Source organism: Pragia fontium DSM 5563 = ATCC 49100 (assembly GCF_900112475.1).
Lineage (GTDB): Bacteria > Pseudomonadota > Gammaproteobacteria > Enterobacterales > Enterobacteriaceae > Pragia > Pragia fontium.
On record NZ_FOLW01000012.1, the window covers coordinates 1 to 17513 of the forward strand.

The window sequence follows — 17513 nt, forward strand, 5'->3', positions numbered from 1 at the left end:
TACCTCTGACACTGAGAGCTTTGGTGGGATCTTGACTAATAAATGAACGTGATCTAATTGAACATTTAATTCCACTATTTCTATATGGAGCTGTTCACTCAAAATTCTTATTTGTCTGTACACCTCTTTCCCTACATTATTTTTCAATATTCGGAATCGGCATTTGGGCGTCCAGACTATATGGTATTGACAATGCCATAGCACATGCGATGCTTTTTCGAATCTACTCATGGTTAAATCCTTATCAGTTATGGGGATAACAGATTCGGATTTTCCCATGAGTAGCCTTACTGGCAGAGCCTAAAGTCGATAACCACGTCCATAGGACGTGGTATTCAGTTAGAAATAAAAAATTAACATGCCTTTTTATTATCCAAAGGAACTGGCCAGCCATTCATTTTGTGTTATCTCGCTTTATAACACGTATAAAATCAAGGAAATAATATATGTTAGCCGTACAATTCGTGATTGTCCTGCTGGCCATCTACGTTGGTGCTCGACTCGGTGGCATTGCCATCGGTTTTGCCGGTGGATTTGGTGTACTTGTTCTCACCCTTGTTTGTAAAATTAACCCGGGAAATATCCCATTCGACGTTATTCAAATCATCATGTCCGTTATCGCAGCCATCGCTGCGATGCAGGTTGCCGGAGGCATGGATTATCTGGTCAGCCTGGCGGCAAAACTGCTGCGTAAACACCCTAAGTACATTACGTTTCTTGCGCCTATCGTCACTTACTTTATGACAATTTTTGCCGGCACTGGCCATACCGCATTCTCTACCATGCCGGTTATCGCTGAAGTCGCCAAAGGTCAAGGCATTCGCCCTTCTCGTCCGTTATCCATCGCCGTGGTTGCTTCTCAGATTGCCATTACCGCATCACCGATTTCTGCCGCAGTGGTATTTACCGCAGGCTTACTGGAGCCGGTTGGCGTCAGCTATCTGCAACTGTTAGGTATTTGTATTTCAACCACCTTTACCGCCGTCATGCTGACCGCTATCGTCAGTAACTTCCTCGGTTGTGAGTTAAAAGACGATCCGGTTTATCAAGAGCGTCTGGCAAAAGGTTTAGTCAGCGATATTAAAGTGACGGATATCGCGATCAAGCCCGGTGCAAAACTTTCCGTGGCGCTGTTTCTGATTGGTATTATTGCCGTGATGCTTTATGCAACGGCGATCAGCAGTTCCGTTGGCCTGATTGAAAATCCTATTCTGGGTCGTGACCATGCCATCGTGGTCTTTATGCTGACCATTGCCACCATGATTTGTATCTGCTGCAAAGTGGATACCAACGAAATTCTCAATGCCGGTACCTTTAAATCAGGCATGAGCGCTTGCGTTTGTGTGCTGGGTGTTGCTTGGTTAGGCGATACTTTCGTTCAAGCCCATATCGTTGATATCAAAGCGTTCTCCGGTTCTTTACTGCAAGAGCACTCATGGATGTTAGCCATCATCCTGTTCTTCGCCGCGACCCTACTTTATTCACAGGCCGCCACGGCAAAAGCATTACTGCCAGCGGCACTGGCGCTGGGCGTATCTCCGGTTGGTATCGTCGCCTCATTCGCCGCCGTTTCAGCCCTGTTCGTGCTGCCAACTTATCCAACCTTGCTGGCCGCGGTTCAGATGGATGACACCGGTTCCACGCGCATCGGCAAATACGTATTTAACCATTCCTTCCTGATTCCGGGCGTTATTGCGATTACCCTTTCGGTACTGTTTGGATTTATCGTCGGTAATATCGTTCTGTAATTGCTCTGTCTAGCCTGAGGCATTCACACCTCAGGCTGCTTTCCCCCATGCCCATCGCTATTTACTGACAAACGCCCGTTCACCCCGTATAGTGTTTTGCTAAATGCAGTATGTTTTCCCGCCACGAGGTGAACATTATGACGTCCGCAATGACTGAAAATCACAGCATTAATACCACCATTGTCCTCTGCACCGCACCGGATGAAGCCAGCGCGCAAGAGCTTGCTACTTTAGTTCTGGGCGAAAAGTTAGCCGCCTGCGTCACCATTCTGCCGGGAGCGACTTCGCTGTATTACTGGCAAGGCAAGCTGGAACAAGAGTATGAAGTTCAGATGTTGTTTAAGACCAATGCACAATGTCAGGAAAACCTGATGGCAATGTTAAAACAGCATCATCCTTATGAAACACCAGAGCTGCTGGCGCTACCCGTCAGCGCAGGCAACAAAGAATATTTATCATGGCTCGACACATCACTAAACTAATCGCTTTTTTCTGGCTTGGCTTATTTTGTACCGTATTTGGCGCTCAGGCTGCACTATTTGATAAATCTCCATCGCAAGGGAAATTTATTGCCGTCGATCAAGCCTTTGCTTTTGATTTCAGCCAGAATAACCAACATCTCACCCTGAAATGGGATATCGCGCCCGGTTATTACCTCTATCAGCACCAGATTAAGATTGTCCCACAAGAGGCAGAGATCGCCCCCTATCAGCTACCAAAAGGCCATAGCCATACCGATAGTTTTTACGGCGATACCATTATCTACCAGCAATCCTTATCCATCCCGCTGACGCTCACTCAGGCCAACAATGATGCTGAGGTTATCGTGAGCTATCAGGGCTGTGCTGAGGCTGGCTTTTGCTATCCGCCAGAAACGCGCAAAGTTCCGCTAAGTGCCATTACCGCAGCGTCAGCCCAAGGGGAAAGCAGTGCCGCGGTTAGCTCGCTGGAAAGTAGTCAAACCAATAGCCCACAAGATGCGGAAGCAACCCCGCTTCCCTTTTCTCCCCTCTGGGCTCTGGTGATCGGTATCCTTGCTGCCGCAACGCCTTGTGTATTGCCAATGTACCCACTGATTTCCGGTATTATTCTCGGCGGTCAGCAGCGTTATAGCCTGACCCGTACCTTCTTTCTGGCGTTAGTCTACGTGCAGGGAATGGCCTTGACCTACACGGCGCTGGGGGTAGTGATTGCCGCTGCCGGTATGCAATTTCAGGCCTATTTTCAGCATCCAGTGGTATTAATTGGTTTATCGCTACTGTTTATCCTGCTGGCATTATCTATGTTTGGGGTTTATACCCTGCAACTCCCCTCTTCTCTGCAAACCAGAATTACCGGATGGAGTAATCACCAGAAAGGCGGTTCTCCGCTAGGGGTGTTTATTATGGGCGCTCTGGCCGGATTAATTAGCTCCCCTTGCACTACCGCGCCGTTAACCGCCATTCTGCTGTATATCGCCCAAAGCGGTAATTTGTTAGCCGGCGGCGGTACGCTTTACCTCTATGCATTAGGCATGGGGATTCCACTGATACTGGTTACCCTATTTGGTAATAAGGTTCTCCCACGCAGCGGCCCGTGGATGCAGTATGTTAAAGAAGGCTTTGGTTTTATCATTCTGGCGTTACCGGTGATTTTATTGGGTCGTCTGTATGGTGATGTCTGGGAATTACGCATGTGGTCGGCGCTGGGGCTGGCCTTCTTCGGTTGGGCATTTATTATCAGTTTACGCGCCTCTCAGGGTTGGATGCGCATCGTTCAGTTACTGTTTCTGGCGGCAGCGCTGATCGTTACCCGACCATTACAGGATTGGGCCTTTGGCTCTTCTACGGCACAAACCTCAGTCAATGAACGCAGTATGTTTAGCCAAATCAGTAACCGTGACGATTTACATCAGGCTCTGGCACAGGCCAGAGGTAAAACCGTGATGCTCGATCTCTATGCTGACTGGTGCGTCACCTGTAAAGAGTTTGAGAAGTATACCTTCAGCGATCGCTCGGTTCAGAATGCATTAGCCAATTCTGTACTGCTTCAGGCGGATGTTACGGCCAACAATGAGCAGCATATCGCCTTGTTAAAGAAGTTTCAGGTTCTGGGTTTACCCACCATTCTATTTTTCGATAAGCAGGGTCATGAACTCACCGATTTAAGGGTGTCAGGCTTTATGAATGCAGAGCAATTTATCGCTCATTTGGAGAAGGTCAAACAACGCAACGACAGCGCTAATTGATGAAAATACCAGCAAACAATCGGCAAATTGACGGTTTGTTGTGCACTTCATCATTATCCGCATAAATTTCGTTGACGAACTCAACGTAATCCTGTTTAATGCGCCCCGTTGCCCGGATAGCTCAGTCGGTAGAGCAGGGGATTGAAAATCCCCGTGTCCTTGGTTCGATTCCGAGTCCGGGCACCATATTTAAAGAAACCAGCCTAAGGGCTGGTTTTTTGCTTTTCAGAACGGACTCTCCATCTTCGATTATTCGTCTCATCCATGAGACTCACCCCTACGGGGCCAATGCTAAAGCATTGTTCAAATCTGTTCCTGACAGATTTGTCCGAGTCCGGGCACCATATTTAAAGAAACCAGCCTAAGGGCTGGTTTTTTGCTTTTCAGAACGGACTCTACATCTTCGATTATTCGTCTCATCCATGAGACTCACCCCTACGGGGCCAATGCTAAAGCATTGTTCAAATCTGTTCCTGACAGATTTGTCCGAGTCCGGGCACCATATTTAAAGAAACCAGCCTAAGGGCTGGTTTTTTGCTTTTCAGAACGGGCTGGCATGATGGGCTTTGACCCACTCTTCGCTGACGGGATGAACAAAATGCAGCTCACTGGCGTGCAGCATCAGCCGAGGTGTCCGTTCGGTGCCTGGTAGCAGGCGACCGCCATACAGGTCGCAGCCCCAAATAGGGTGGCCCAACTGCTGGCAGTGAATACGCAGTTGATGAGTGCGTCCGGTTTCCGGGGTTAGCTCTACCCGCGTCAATGGTAATAACTTCCCGTCTTCCAACTCATGATAAAAGCGTTCAACGACCTGATATCTGGAACGAGCGGGCTTACCGTGGATTAAGCAAATTGACATCAGCGGGAACAGCGCCGGGTCTTTGGCAATCGCCGCATCTATCACCCCTTGGTTGTTATCCAGATGTCCACACAGCAGTGCGCTGTATACTTTGGTCACTGTACGCTGACTAAACTGTCGGCAGAGCGCGGCATTGATAGCCTTATTGCGGGCAATCACCATCAATCCAGAAGTACCAAAATCAAGGCGATGAACCAAGGTGCAGCCGGGGAATATCTGTACCAGCCGATGATGCACCGAATCGAGATTTTGCGGATTTTTCCCTGAGAGACTGAGCAGCCCGGAAGGCTTATTGATAAGCACCAGATGATCGTCCTGATAGAGAATCTCTATCTCGTCATGGCATGACGGGGCAATAAAGGTATCGATAATCTTAGACATCAGGTTACCCGGATAGAGAGTGGAAGCGGATGATAACGAATTTTAAACCGACTGGCGAATCTGGTCGTTCCCCGCGCATCCCTGAAATTTATCATCTAGACTTGAACCAAAGACGTGGTCTGCGCAGCCATTGTGCTTTACACTGCGCGTTGCAAAAACTGAGTGGATAAACGATTAAGTAGGCGGTAATGGCAATGAATGGAACGATCACAACGTGGTTTGAAGATAAAGGTTTTGGATTTATCAAAGATGAAAACGGTGATAACCGTTATTTTCATGTGATTAAAGTTGCCAACCCTGAACTGATTAAGAAAAATGCGGCGGTAACTTTCGAACCCACCACGAATAACAAAGGTCTGTCAGCTTATTCTGTAAAAGTCATACCAGAAAGCAAATACATCTATATCGCGGGCGAGCGCATTAAACTTACGTCGATCAAGTCTTATCTGGTTTACAGTGAAGAAGTGTCAGCCGATAGCCATATTGATAAGGAAAATGTGGTGATGTCTGTGGGTATACTGATGAATAGTATCAGACCGAAATCAGCCACTAAGCCTGGTGAAATGCGTTCGCTGAAAAAACTAGCGATTACCACCTTTCAGGGTACGACGTTAATCTTCTCAGAAGATGAGATAGACGTAGATGCTACTGTGAAAATGCTCAAGGTCTGATGGCGTCATAAATCCGGTAGTGATGTCCTCTTATTGCTCTTAGTCGACTATCTGGGAGCAATCACCTCTTTCTACAAATCTGACACGCGTTTTGAAAATCCCTGTGTCCTTGGTTCGATTATTCGTCTCATCCATAAGGCTCCCCTCTGCGGAGTCAAGCTATGGCATTGTTCAAATCAAGGCACCTTCCCACAACTCCTGAATTCAACTAAAATCGTTGTTGTATTCAATATTATGACCTCGTCAGCGCTACGGAAGTCTACCAGTTCCTACCTGAATCCAGTGTTGGTTGGAGCCTATCTGAGGGCTCATCTTATTCGACGTTATTTTGGGATCGGTTCACTGTCTGGTAGAAGGATTAAGATTGGATCCCCCGATTCTAATTAACCCATGGAGAAGAAAAATGGAATTTGGGCTGATTTTTGCGATGAGCATGTTTTCACTGAGCATGTCCATCTCACCGGGTCCGGTGAATATGGTGACAATCGCCTCCAGTGCTAACCACGGTTTCTGGCGAACCTTCCCGTTCGTTTCTGGCGCAACTATTGGTTTCACTCTGTTACTGGTCTTCGTTGGATTTTGGTTCCTTGGGGTGATTGAGAACTATCCGATATTTTTCGAGTACCTCAGCCTAGGTGGTTCGGCTTTTATTATCTATGTCGGCTACAAAATTGCCTCGTCGCCTCCTGAGTTAGTGGTGGAGAAAAGCGATACTCCCAGCTTTATGCAGGGCTTCCTGCTCCAGTGGCTCAACCCCAAGGCGTGGATCGCCTGTGCCTCTGGCTCAGCACTATTTTCAACCCCGCAGACGCACACTACGTTGTTCACCTTCATCGTAATCTACTTCGTCATCTGCTATCTGTCGCTGGCGGCCTGGGCTGTATTAGGGGATAGAGTCTCAATGCTCCTCAATAGCGTACTGCGTATCCGTATCTTCAACCTCATTATGGGCGGCATGCTAATCTTAACCGCCTGCTACATGCTTTACTTACAGTTTTTCACTGCTAGCTAACTCAGTAAGCATAAATGAAATGAGTTGTTGATAACATTAATCATAGGTATTGGCAGCACGATAGGGAGACCAATCTGGCGCTTTAGATTAACAGGGCGTCATCAATGCCTAAATTGAGGCCACTAAGTTATTGGTACATTTAAAAAACCAGCCTTTAGGCTGGTTTCTTGCTTCTTCGAATAACGACCATTACAAACCCAGCTTACCTCTAACAATCACTTTCCCGGGTTTTGCCGCTTTATCTGATGCACGCCTGACCGCCATGCTGACAGCTTGCCAGGCAATTTCTTGCAGGTCGTGTGAGATGCAGGGGAAATTAAAGCCATAAATTGTGGCATAAGAGACTTCATCAATACTGAATAACGAAACATCTTTCAGCAGCGCTAATTGATGATTAATACACGACTTGATAATACCCAAAGAGATCTGGTTATTGCAGCCAACAAAATAGTCCGGTGCCTGATGATGCTTCAAATAGTGGTTGGTCGCGTTATAGGCTTCATTCATCAGAAAATCGGCATATAAAATTTCAATATTATCGACATTTCCCTGCAAGGCGGCCTGTAAGCCCGTCACTCTGTCTCTGGCAACGTTAGAGTCTTCCGGACCGGAAATAATGACAATGTTTTTCGCTTTCTGAGAAAGCAAATAGCGGCCAGCCTGCAAACCACAATCCAGATTATCAATATACACGCCACTACAGTGTTTAATATCCATTTCCCGGTCGACCAAAATAACCGGAATATTTAATAATTCTAACTGCTTAATATAATCAGGCCGATAAAAACGTTCGGCAGACACCACGGATAAAATGATGGCATCGACATTGTAGCCAATCAATTTATCAATAATACGGGCTTCATTCTCTTTTGATTCATAGGAATCAAACAGCAACGTATCATAACCCGCGCGATAAGCCTCTTGTGTCATCAGCTTTGCCAGCCCACCAAAGAATGGGTTGGCCATATCAGGACTGACAATCCCGATGGTGTTTGATGACTTGGCCCGTAAACTACGCGCCGCGGCATTCACCACATAGCCAATTTTATCAGCCGCTTCCAAAATACGCTTTAATGTATCGGGATGAACTTTATCTGGCTGAGAAAAAGCACGGGATGCGGTAATTTTACTAACATTCGCAATAGCCGCGACATTTTCTAACGTCACTTTTTGTGAACGATTATCTGCCAATTGCATCTCCTTATCAAAAAAGCATCATTTTGTATCATTATATTATCATTTAATCGATTCAGTCACGTAAAAATGACGTCAATACCATCAATATTCTAAACGCTTTACCCGTGGATCGGTAAAAACATCGAATTCATCACGACTTTCGCTTGAAAACTCAGAAACTACGGCCCCATTTGGCCCAGCTTTAAACCAGTGTAGCGTATCAGGTGGGATCGTGTATTGTTGACCCGGTGTTAATACGATAAAACGATCGCAGCGATACCACTGCTCATCACCTTCTGGCGGGCTATAAATCGGATTTCCTTGTTTATCTTGATTTAATGTTAACGAATCATCATCCACCAACAAATAAACCTCTCCCCAACGGCAGCGGAATGTTTCCTGCTTACCCGTTTTTCCTTCAAAGGGAGGATGTCTATGCTCCGGACAGACCTGATTGGGAAAGAGCACCAGCTCTTTGGCACAATATCTTGCGTCATTAAAGTATGTCAGTAACTGTAACCCTGAACGTGGATAGTCAGGTAATCCGAAATGCGCAATTTCAATATTATTTTTTTCATTATCAGTCAGTTGAATATGTGTTTTCAATAAAAACTCAACCGTTTTCTCTTGATATTGTTTTTTCACGGCCAACCGTTTGTTATTCATTTCTACTCTCACACCACAATGATATCGATATCATTATAGGGTAAAGGATAATGATGATAATGTGATGAATGAGGCTATTTTTCGGTTGTATTTTACAAAAAACTCCACCATTTAATAGAAATTTAACCTACATCACATAAACACACTAAATTTCGATCTAATATCCGAATCATTGCAATGATATCGATATCATAAAAATGAAACGGAGAAGATCATGAAAGCATTAGTATTAGAAAAAGCAGGCAAAATATCTATCCAGGATTGGCAAAGTCCGGAAGTTCTCGGCGACAATGATGTTGAAATTAAGATTCATTCCGTTGGTATCTGTGGCAGTGATGTCCACTATTATCAACATGGACGCATTGGCCCATTTATTGTTGAAAAACCGATGATCCTTGGCCATGAGGCATCCGGTACCATCACTGCGGTAGGTAACAAGGTTTCTCATCTGAAAGTGGGCGATCGGGTTTGTATGGAACCCGGTATTCCTAATCTGCAATCGCCTCAATCACGCGATGGTATTTATAATCTGGATCCTGAAGTCCGTTTTTGGGCTACTCCACCAATTGACGGCTGCTTACGTGAGAGCGTCATTCACCCTGCGGCGTTTACCTTTAAGCTCCCTGAAAACGTCAGTTTTGCCGAAGGCGCTATGGTTGAACCACTGGCAATCGGCATGCAGGCAGCCACCAAAGCAGAAATAAAACCCGGTGATATCGCATTAGTTATCGGTTCTGGCACTATCGGTATTATGACCGCCCTTGCCGCGCTGGCAGGCGGTTGCTCCGATGTTGTTATCTGTGATGTGTTCGACGAAAAACTGGAAGTCGCCAAACAATATTCAGGCTTACATCCGATCAACAGCAAAAACGCCCAAGCGCTTACCGATAAAATCAATGAGCTGACTGAAGGTAGCGGCGTGAATGTTCTGTTTGAGTGCAGTGGTTCAAAAGCGGTTATTGCCAATATTTCTGAACATATCGCCCCGGGCGGAATCGCGGTTCTGGTGGGTATGCCCATCGATCCGGCACCGCTGGATATTGTCTCGGCACAGGCTAAAGAGATTACCTTCAAGACCATTTTCCGCTATGCCAATATGTACCCGCGTACCATTCGGCTACTGAGCTCCGGTAAACTGAATGTTCAGCCATTACTTTCAGCGACGTTCAAATTTAACGACAGTATTGCTGCCTATGAACGTGCTGTAGAAGGTCGGCCGACTGACGTCAAAATTATTCTGGAAATGGAGTAACGCATGACGCTCTATGCCGGGATCGATTGCGGTACGCAAAGTACCAAAGTTGTCATCGTCGATAGCCAAAAAGCGATTATTTTGGGTGAAGGCAGTGCGCCTCACCCTATTATCAGCGATTCATCAGGTCGTCGTGAGCAACATGCCCACTGGTGGACTGATGCATTAGAATCCGCTTTTGCACAGGCTATTCAGAACGCTGGCATCATTGGAACAGAAATTGTGGCCCTTGCCGTATCAGGCCAACAACACGGATTTGTGCCATTAAATAGTCAAGGAGAGGTGTTAGCACCAGCCAAACTCTGGTGTGACACTGAAACCGCGTTAGAAAATCAGCAAATCATTGATGCGCTGGGCGGGCCTCAAGCCGCACTGGACCAATTGGGTTTAATGCCGCAAACCGGTTATACCGCATCAAAAATATTATGGTTCAAGACACACCAGCCAGAGTTATGGCAGCAATTAAGCTGCGTCTTACTGCCACATGACTACTTAAATTTCTGGTTAACCGGCAAGCAAATCGCTGAATATGGTGATGCATCAGGGACCGGATTGTTAAATATCCGTACGCGCCAATGGGACGATCGCGTGGTCAATCTGATTGATCCTGAAGGTCGTCTCAGAAAGGCATTACCCGATCTGATTGCGGCAGAAACCTGCATCGGCACCGTGCTGCCAGAGATTGCTGAAAAACTGGGTATTTCCGCCACTACCAAAGTTGCCACCGGCGGTGGCGATAATATGATGGCGGCGATAGGCACAGGGAATATTTCCCCTGGTATTATTACCATGAGCTTAGGCACATCAGGCACCCTGTTTACTTATTCAGATACGCCTGTGGTGGCGGACTCCGAAATGATCGCCGGATTCTGTTCATCCAATAATGGCTGGCTGCCGCTGATTTGTACCATGAACGTCACATCAGCCACCACCATCATTCAAAACTTTTTGGATCTGGATATTCATGCGTTTAATGATGCATTAAATCAGAGCGAACCCGGCGCAAATGGGTTGATGATGCTGCCGTTTTTTAACGGTGAACGCGTTCCGCCCCTCCCCCACGCCAAAGCCAGCTTACACAATCTGGATGGTTGTAATTTAAACCCGCAAAACTTAAGTCTGGCAGTAGTTGAAAGTGCCACTTATGGATTACGTTTTGGCATCGATCTGTTCCGCCAGCAAGGCATTGAGACCAATGAGATTCGTCTAACTGGCGGCGGTGCCCGCAGTGAAAAATGGCGGCAGATTGTTGCCAATATCATGGCAACACCGGTGGTATGCGTAACGCATAAAGAAACAGCGGCGCTTGGCGCAGCTATTCAAGCCATCTGGTGTAACACGCTGACCGAGCAAGATGATAAATCAGCCTTATTAGCCAACCTCTGCCAGAAATTTGTCCATCTTGATGAAACAACCCACGTTGTTCCTGATGCTGACATGGTTTCTCGCTATGAAGTGCTTTATCAGGATTATCTTTCGCTGCTAAAAGCGGAGTACCCAAAGGTGCCGTTATGACAACATCAATGGATAATCAGACTCATGAGCTTCTTCGTGTTACCGGGGTAAAAAAATCTTTTGGCCCGGTGGTCGCACTGAAGAATGCCCAATTCAGCCTGAAAAAAGGATCTATCCACGCCTTATGTGGCGGAAATGGTGCGGGTAAATCAACATTTCTCAGTATTCTGATGGGATTTATCCAGCCGGATGCCGGTGAAATCACCGTTAAAGGCCAACGCCATGAATTCCATCATCCAAAAGATGCGTTAAAAGCGGGTATTGCTATCGTTCAGCAAGAACTAAGTACTATCCCTGACTTAACAATCGCAGAGAATATTTGGTTAGGCCGTGAACCCAGGCGCTGTGGCTTAGTTGACTTCAAAAAAATGAATCAGCTCACCGCAGAACTGATGGACGATCTGCACTTTACCCTTTCACCCACTGAAAAAATGCGTAATTTAAGCGTCGCTGAACAGCAGTTAGTGGAAATCGCCAAAGCGCTATCTCATGCCGATGCTGACATCATCATTATGGATGAACCCACATCAGCCATTGGTGAAGAAGATGCACAGAAAATCTTTGATGTCATCACGCGACTGGCTCAAAAAGGCAAAGGGATTATTTATGTTTCCCACCGACTGTCTGAAATCTTCCAGATAGCGGATACCTTCTCCATCTTCCGCGATGGCACCTTTATTACCGAAGGTGCCATTGCTGATATCACCCGTGAACAATTGATCGAACACATCATCGGCGGTGAATTTAAAGATGAATTTGCCAAGTTCAATCAGCCGACTGATGAAACCATCATGAATATCAGTAAGCTAACCTGGAATAATAAAGTCAAAGATATCAGCCTGACGCTAAAAAAAGGCGAGATCTTAGGCATTTATGGCTTGGTTGGCTCCGGGCGCAGTGAGTTTCTCGATCTTATTTTTGGTATTGAACACGCCACCAGCGGCTCGATCCATATTAAAGACCAACATTTACATCACCATTCCCCTCAAGATTCCATTAAAGCGGGGATAGCCTACGTGACGGAAGACCGCAAAGACACCGGATTAATGCTCTGCCGTTCAATTAATGAAAATATTAATATCGCCTCTTTTTCCGCTATTAGCCGGGCAAGTTTTATTAATGAGAAAAAAGAGCAAAACCGATCAAATAAAATGATCAAATTATTTAACGTCAAAACCCCCGATGCCGATCAGCTCGTTGGCAACCTCAGTGGAGGAAACCAGCAAAAAGTGGTACTAGGCCGTTGGGCTCTTCTCGATCCTGACGTGATGTTATTAGACGAGCCGACCCGAGGTATTGATGTCGGCGCTAAAAAAGAGATCTACCGGTTTATGTCTGAATTCGCCTTACAGGGTAAAGGCATCATTATGGTGTCTTCTGAATTATCCGAAATCATTGGCATGAGCGATCGCATCATCGTCTTTCGTGACGGTGATATGGCCGGTGAGCTTTCCGCCAAAGACGCGACACAAACAGAACTCATGAAGCTCGCCGTTTAAGACATTAATTTTCGTATTTATTTTAAAAACCAAGAGAAAAGACAATGAATAGCACTTACTCTGCACCAGCATCGGGAATGTCTTTTTTAGCCCGTAATAAAAAAAATATGCATAAGTATGGCATTATCATGGCCTTTTTTGCGCTCTGCCTGATTGTTGCCGTGGTTGGGGAAATCCAGGTTGCTCGAGGAGAATGGACGAATAACTACTTTCTAAGTCAGGATAATATGTTGATTGTCCTGCGTCAGATTTCCATCAACGGCATTCTGGCGATCGGAATGACGTTTGTCATTATTACCGCCGGTGTTGACCTGTCTGTTGGCTCGGTACTCGCTCTCAGCGGTATTGTTGCCGCCCGCTTTGCCACCACCAATGCCGGACTCTCGATTGGCGATACCGCCAATGCCGTGATGGTGCCGATGATCATTGCGCTAGGCATCGGTATTGTGTGTGGTTTGATCAACGGAACCATTTTAGCCCGATTCAATTTACAGCCTTTCATTGTCACCATGGGAATGCTATCTGCCGCCCGCGGCCTGACATTATTAACCACTGACGGCAACCCCGTTTCACAGCTAAACAGCGATTTTCGCTGGCTCGGCAATGGCTATATTTTTGATATTCCGGTGCCGGTTGTGATCTTGGTGGTGATCTTTGCGCTGGCATGGATTGTGCTGAATAAAACGACCTTTGGCCGCTACGTCTACGCTGTCGGTGGTAACCCGAAAAGCGCCAGAACCTCAGGTATCAGCGTTATCAAAATTAAAATTCTGGTTTATACCCTGTGTGGTGCTCTGGCCGGGATCGCAGGTTTAATCCTAACCGCCAGAACCGGCTCGGCACAAACCAGCGCTGGTAGTGCCTACGAATTAGATGCTATTGCCGCCGTTGTTATCGGTGGAACCAGTATGTCAGGGGGTATCGGTAACCTTGTAGGAACCCTGTTCGGCGTACTGATTATTGGCGTGATGAATAATGGATTGGATTTGTTGGGCGTGCCTTCTTACTACCAACAAATTATTAAAGGCGCATTAATTGTTATTGCTGTACTACTCGACCCGTCACGTAAGCAACGACGTGATTAATATAATAAATAACAACACCCTACAGATAAAAAAGGAACAACAATGAAAAAAATGACAAAAATTGCTGCTCTGACTTCCGCACTATTCGTCAGCAACATGGCATTTGCGGCACAAGATAATCCGGTCAAAATTGCGGTTTTGATGTACGGCATGAAGGCTGAATTTGTACAGCTGATGGAAAAAGCAGCGAAAGAGCATCCAGCAGTCAAAAGTGGCGCAGCAGTGATCACGGTTTATGATGGCCGCTACGATCCAATGGTACAGAATAATCAGGCTGAAACTGCTATTCAGACCAAAACAGACGCCATCATTATTAATCCGATGGATTATGAAGCAAACATCGATGTCGTCACTATGGCAAATAAGGCAAAAATCCCCGTCATTGTAACGAATGCGCGGTTAAATACCGATAAAATGACCGCTGAAGTGGTTTCTGATGACGTGCTCGGCGGTTATATGGAAGCCAAAGCGGTACTGGCAAAAATGAACTGCGAAGGTAATGTTGTCATCATTGAGGGACCTAAAGGCGGTAGCGGTGAAATTCAGCGCGGTGAAGGAAATGACAAAGCGATTGCTGAATGTGGTGCGGGTAAAGTCAAAGTCCTCGAGCGCAAAACCGCCAACTGGTCTCGCGCAGAAGCCATGCCACTGATGGAAAACTGGTTACAGAAACACCGCGGTAAAATTAACGGCGTTATCGCTCAGAATGATGAAATGGCATTAGGCGCCATTGAAGCCATTAAAGGTGCCGGAATTGATGTTAACACCATCGCGATTGCTGGCGTTGACGGCGTTTCAGATGCCATTCGTTCAGTCCAAAGTGGCGAAATGGTTTCCATCCTGCAAGATGCCAACGCACAAATGCAGGGTTCGATTGATATCGCCATGAAATCCGTTAAGGGTGACAGTTATCAACCACAGTCTGCAATCTGGAAACAATATGCCGATAAACTGCAATGGAATGAAGGCAAAGATAAACGCTATGCTATTCCATGGACAGTGGTGACCGTTGAGAATGCCCAGCAATTACTTGATGCTCGTAAGTAACGGTTAATTCATACTAATATCACAGCGGGTCATATGACACGCTGTGATTTATTGAAATCCCGACTCTCCTACCCTTCCTTTTTCGCCATTCCAGCGCATCATTCAAATAACATCACCACACTACGTATAAAAACAAAAACCACAAATCCAACATATACAAACTTGACTTTTTAAATCCCAACACATTTTCACTTAAAATAAAAGATAATCTAAAAAACTGAAAATTGCTTATGGATAATATGATTATTAAAACTATTCCAGTTAGAATAAAAAACACTAAGAGTTAATTATCAATAATAGAAAATCTCATTTATTCAAAGTAAATCAATTAAAAAAAATGAAATATTATTCAATGATCAACTTGAATAATATTAGAAAATAAACAATAAATATCATGTAGTTAAAATGAAACTTGGCGATTATACAATCTAGTTACCTTGATTTAAAAACAACATATTGATAATTGACACCCAACTTTCCTTTCGTTTACATTATTTTTTCCACGTGATAGATTGAAAAATTGAATAGTCACCCAATGCATTTTTTAATTACTCACATAATAACAACGCACGTGATTATTTTCTCTAACATATTTAAAACACCTATTATTCAGATTAATTTCTGAATTTATAGTTCGATATATTCGATCTCGTTATCTATCTTCCAAATTTAACAGAAGAGCTTTACCCTCCTCTTCTGCTTTATTCGCTGATGCAAAGCTGGGTAATGGATTAAGAGCCGATTCATCACAATGAAACCGATAAATATTTTATTATTACCATACCGCTACTATCAGAGCGTTCTGGCTAGCCTGATACTCAGTTTTCTAACGCTTTCGGCATTTGATGCCCACGCTGCCGCGTGTGAGTCATGGGATTCAAGCTATAGCCGCAATATCGCAGTGCCGATTATCGGGCCAGGCGTTATTACTGCCGGGGAAGATTTACCGATAGGTTCGATACTGTATGCGCAAACCTATACACCAAAGATAGATACCATTGGCTATAAATGCTCATGGAGCAGAAGAGAATTGCCAATAACCATACAGCCTTATCTTCAAGGCCAGACATTAATATCACCATCAGGCCCGCCAACCGAGTCAGGTAATAAAAGTGTATTCCCAACAAATATCCCGGGTGTTGGCTTGGTTATCTATGTGAAAAACGCATCTACCGAGTCGACGGGCAAAATGCCCTTTAAATGGAGTCAACCTCCCGTCACTGAAACCAGACTTTTGGCACGGGAAGGTACAGAAAAAACCGACAGTATTGCGATAGAATTAATCAAAACCGGGCCAGTGGTCTCCTCAGACGTACAACAGGTGTTAGCATCCTCATTTCCCTGGATTGTCTTGTCTAATGGTGTCGACTCACCTTTCTCTTTTTATCGCCCTTACTGGACCATACGTTTTTCCGGTGCGGTGAGCATCGTCACTAAAACCTGTCAGGTTAGCGACGTTGATGTGAACTTAGGCAAGCACTTACTCTCTGACTTTAGCAAAGTTGGTTCGGCTTCTGAATGGAAGGACTTTCAAATTACGCTGAAGAACTGCCCGCCATTTCATGGCTATCAATCATCGCGCTTAAATCTTCATCAAGACGAAATTATGGGTGATATTGGTAGTAATGCCTTTATTAAGAATAAACTCACCATTATCTTCAATAGCGTCAATGGTTATCACGACGATTTTACCGCTAAATTAGAGAGTGGCGACAATGCCGCCGAAGGCTTAGGGCTGCAAATAGGGAATAAGAATGAATCGGTTCTTAATATAAGAAAAGCCAACGGTTACAACACCGGCTTGCCGCTGACTCAAGTCGACGGAGCCAACTATATTATTCCGTTAAAAGCGCGATATTATCGCTTTGGCGATACGGTTAAAGGTGGCAAAGCCAATGGTGCAATTGCTTACACCATTAATTATTATTAGGGTTACTCAGTAAAGAATCTAGATATGAATAAAGAAGTCAGCCTGACCTTGCTCACCCACCTAAAACTATTGGATGTTTGAACAAGTCAGGCGTAGTTAAAAACTTTACTCTGCGTTTTCTTTCTTATATTTGTATTCCGGATGCGTTTTGTTTAGTTCGTTTCGTAGTTCGCCGTTGTGACCGATGGTCACGTGGCAAGAAACACAGGCAACCGGATTCTCTGTTTGTTGCAGTACCTTATAATGCTGATGCATTTGCTGAGATTTAAAGCCATTTTCCTGCGCCTTATCCAACAGCGTTTTATGACACTCCAAACAACCCGAATCATAAACAAACGACTCTCGAAGCTTTCTGTGTGACAACCAATCAATTTTATCAGCGTCGGTAAACACCACCTTCACCACATCATTAATGCCCTGTGTACCTTTAGACACCAGATAATTC

Annotated in this window: 16 protein-coding genes and 1 tRNA gene; 12 read left to right on the top strand and 5 right to left on the bottom strand. The window is 45.2% G+C overall.

The genetic code is table 11. From position 1 onward, the window contains the following. Positions 1-231 (bottom strand): IS200/IS605 family transposase (gene tnpA / locus BMZ28_RS14585; protein ID WP_139211644.1); only part of this gene is annotated, 231 nt, incomplete at its 3' end. Positions 232-446: 215 nt separating this feature from the next. On the opposite strand from tnpA, the gene BMZ28_RS14590 reads away from it, so the two are divergent. The 4 genes from BMZ28_RS14590 (at position 447) to BMZ28_RS14605 (ending at position 4161) form a co-directional block, all read left to right on the top strand. Next, the gene (locus BMZ28_RS14590; RefSeq protein WP_047782140.1) at positions 447-1748 is read left to right on the top strand and encodes an anaerobic C4-dicarboxylate transporter; all 1302 of its coding nucleotides are present in this window, start codon (positions 447-449) and stop codon (positions 1746-1748) included. 137 nt (positions 1749-1885) lie between these two features. After that, on the top strand, positions 1886-2230 hold the full coding sequence (gene cutA, locus BMZ28_RS14595) for a divalent cation tolerance protein CutA (RefSeq protein ID WP_232036571.1): 345 nt from the start codon (positions 1886-1888) through the stop codon (positions 2228-2230). After that, positions 2206-3975: a protein-disulfide reductase DsbD gene (locus tag BMZ28_RS14600; RefSeq protein WP_074824282.1), complete on the top strand. Its 1770-nt coding sequence runs from the start codon at positions 2206-2208 to the stop codon at positions 3973-3975. The genes cutA and BMZ28_RS14600 overlap by 25 nt, the downstream gene beginning before the upstream one ends. A 110-nt stretch (positions 3976-4085) precedes the next feature. Further along, positions 4086-4161, top strand: a tRNA-Phe gene (locus BMZ28_RS14605). A 355-nt stretch (positions 4162-4516) separates the two neighbouring features. Here BMZ28_RS14605 and BMZ28_RS14610 read toward each other — a convergent pair. Further along, positions 4517-5215 carry an RluA family pseudouridine synthase gene (locus BMZ28_RS14610; RefSeq protein ID WP_074824285.1) on the bottom strand — a complete coding sequence of 233 codons (699 nt, stop codon included), beginning with the start codon at positions 5213-5215 and terminating at the stop codon, positions 4517-4519. A 188-nt stretch (positions 5216-5403) separates the two neighbouring features. Between BMZ28_RS14610 and BMZ28_RS14615 the strand changes: the two genes are divergently transcribed. Both BMZ28_RS14615 and BMZ28_RS14620 read left to right on the top strand, forming a co-directional pair. After that, positions 5404-5886 carry a cold-shock protein gene (locus BMZ28_RS14615; RefSeq protein WP_074824287.1) on the top strand — a complete coding sequence of 161 codons (483 nt, stop codon included), beginning with the start codon at positions 5404-5406 and terminating at the stop codon, positions 5884-5886. Between the two features lie 403 nt (positions 5887-6289). After that, on the top strand, positions 6290-6898 hold the full coding sequence (locus BMZ28_RS14620) for a LysE family translocator (protein WP_074824289.1): 609 nt from the start codon (positions 6290-6292) through the stop codon (positions 6896-6898). A 189-nt stretch (positions 6899-7087) separates the two neighbouring features. On the opposite strand, the gene BMZ28_RS14625 is transcribed toward BMZ28_RS14620, so the two are convergent. Next, positions 7088-8095, bottom strand: coding sequence for a LacI family DNA-binding transcriptional regulator (locus BMZ28_RS14625; RefSeq protein WP_175474944.1), 1008 nt, complete (start codon positions 8093-8095; stop codon positions 7088-7090). An 81-nt stretch (positions 8096-8176) separates the two neighbouring features. Then, positions 8177-8740, bottom strand: a complete 564-nt coding sequence (locus BMZ28_RS14630; RefSeq protein WP_074824292.1) for a D-lyxose/D-mannose family sugar isomerase — start codon at positions 8738-8740, stop codon at positions 8177-8179. Between the two features lie 214 nt (positions 8741-8954). On the opposite strand from BMZ28_RS14630, the gene BMZ28_RS14635 reads away from it, so the two are divergent. The 6 genes from BMZ28_RS14635 (at position 8955) to BMZ28_RS14660 (ending at position 17068) form a co-directional block, all read left to right on the top strand. After that, positions 8955-9992 carry an NAD(P)-dependent alcohol dehydrogenase gene (locus BMZ28_RS14635; protein ID WP_047782155.1) on the top strand — a complete coding sequence of 346 codons (1038 nt, stop codon included), beginning with the start codon at positions 8955-8957 and terminating at the stop codon, positions 9990-9992. A 3-nt stretch (positions 9993-9995) separates the two neighbouring features. Beyond that, the gene (gene xylB / locus BMZ28_RS14640; RefSeq protein ID WP_074824295.1) at positions 9996-11507 is read left to right on the top strand and encodes a xylulokinase; all 1512 of its coding nucleotides are present in this window, start codon (positions 9996-9998) and stop codon (positions 11505-11507) included. Then, the gene (locus BMZ28_RS14645) at positions 11504-13006 is read left to right on the top strand and encodes a sugar ABC transporter ATP-binding protein (protein WP_074824298.1); all 1503 of its coding nucleotides are present in this window, start codon (positions 11504-11506) and stop codon (positions 13004-13006) included. Before xylB ends, BMZ28_RS14645 begins: the two co-directional genes overlap by 4 nt. A 44-nt stretch (positions 13007-13050) precedes the next feature. Next, positions 13051-14091 carry an ABC transporter permease gene (locus BMZ28_RS14650; protein WP_047782158.1) on the top strand — a complete coding sequence of 347 codons (1041 nt, stop codon included), beginning with the start codon at positions 13051-13053 and terminating at the stop codon, positions 14089-14091. Positions 14092-14142: 51 nt separating this feature from the next. After that, positions 14143-15138 carry a substrate-binding domain-containing protein gene (locus BMZ28_RS14655; RefSeq protein ID WP_373876102.1) on the top strand — a complete coding sequence of 332 codons (996 nt, stop codon included), beginning with the start codon at positions 14143-14145 and terminating at the stop codon, positions 15136-15138. Between the two features lie 751 nt (positions 15139-15889). After that, complete coding sequence (locus BMZ28_RS14660; protein WP_074824301.1) at positions 15890-17068, top strand: fimbrial protein; 1179 nt, start codon at positions 15890-15892, stop codon at positions 17066-17068. Positions 17069-17173: 105 nt separating this feature from the next. Here BMZ28_RS14660 and BMZ28_RS14665 read toward each other — a convergent pair whose 3' ends face one another. After that, positions 17174-17503 (bottom strand): NapC/NirT family cytochrome c, encoded by a 330-nt coding sequence (locus BMZ28_RS14665; protein ID WP_164720472.1) that lies wholly within the window; start codon positions 17501-17503, stop codon positions 17174-17176. Positions 17504-17513 lie beyond the last annotated feature (10 nt).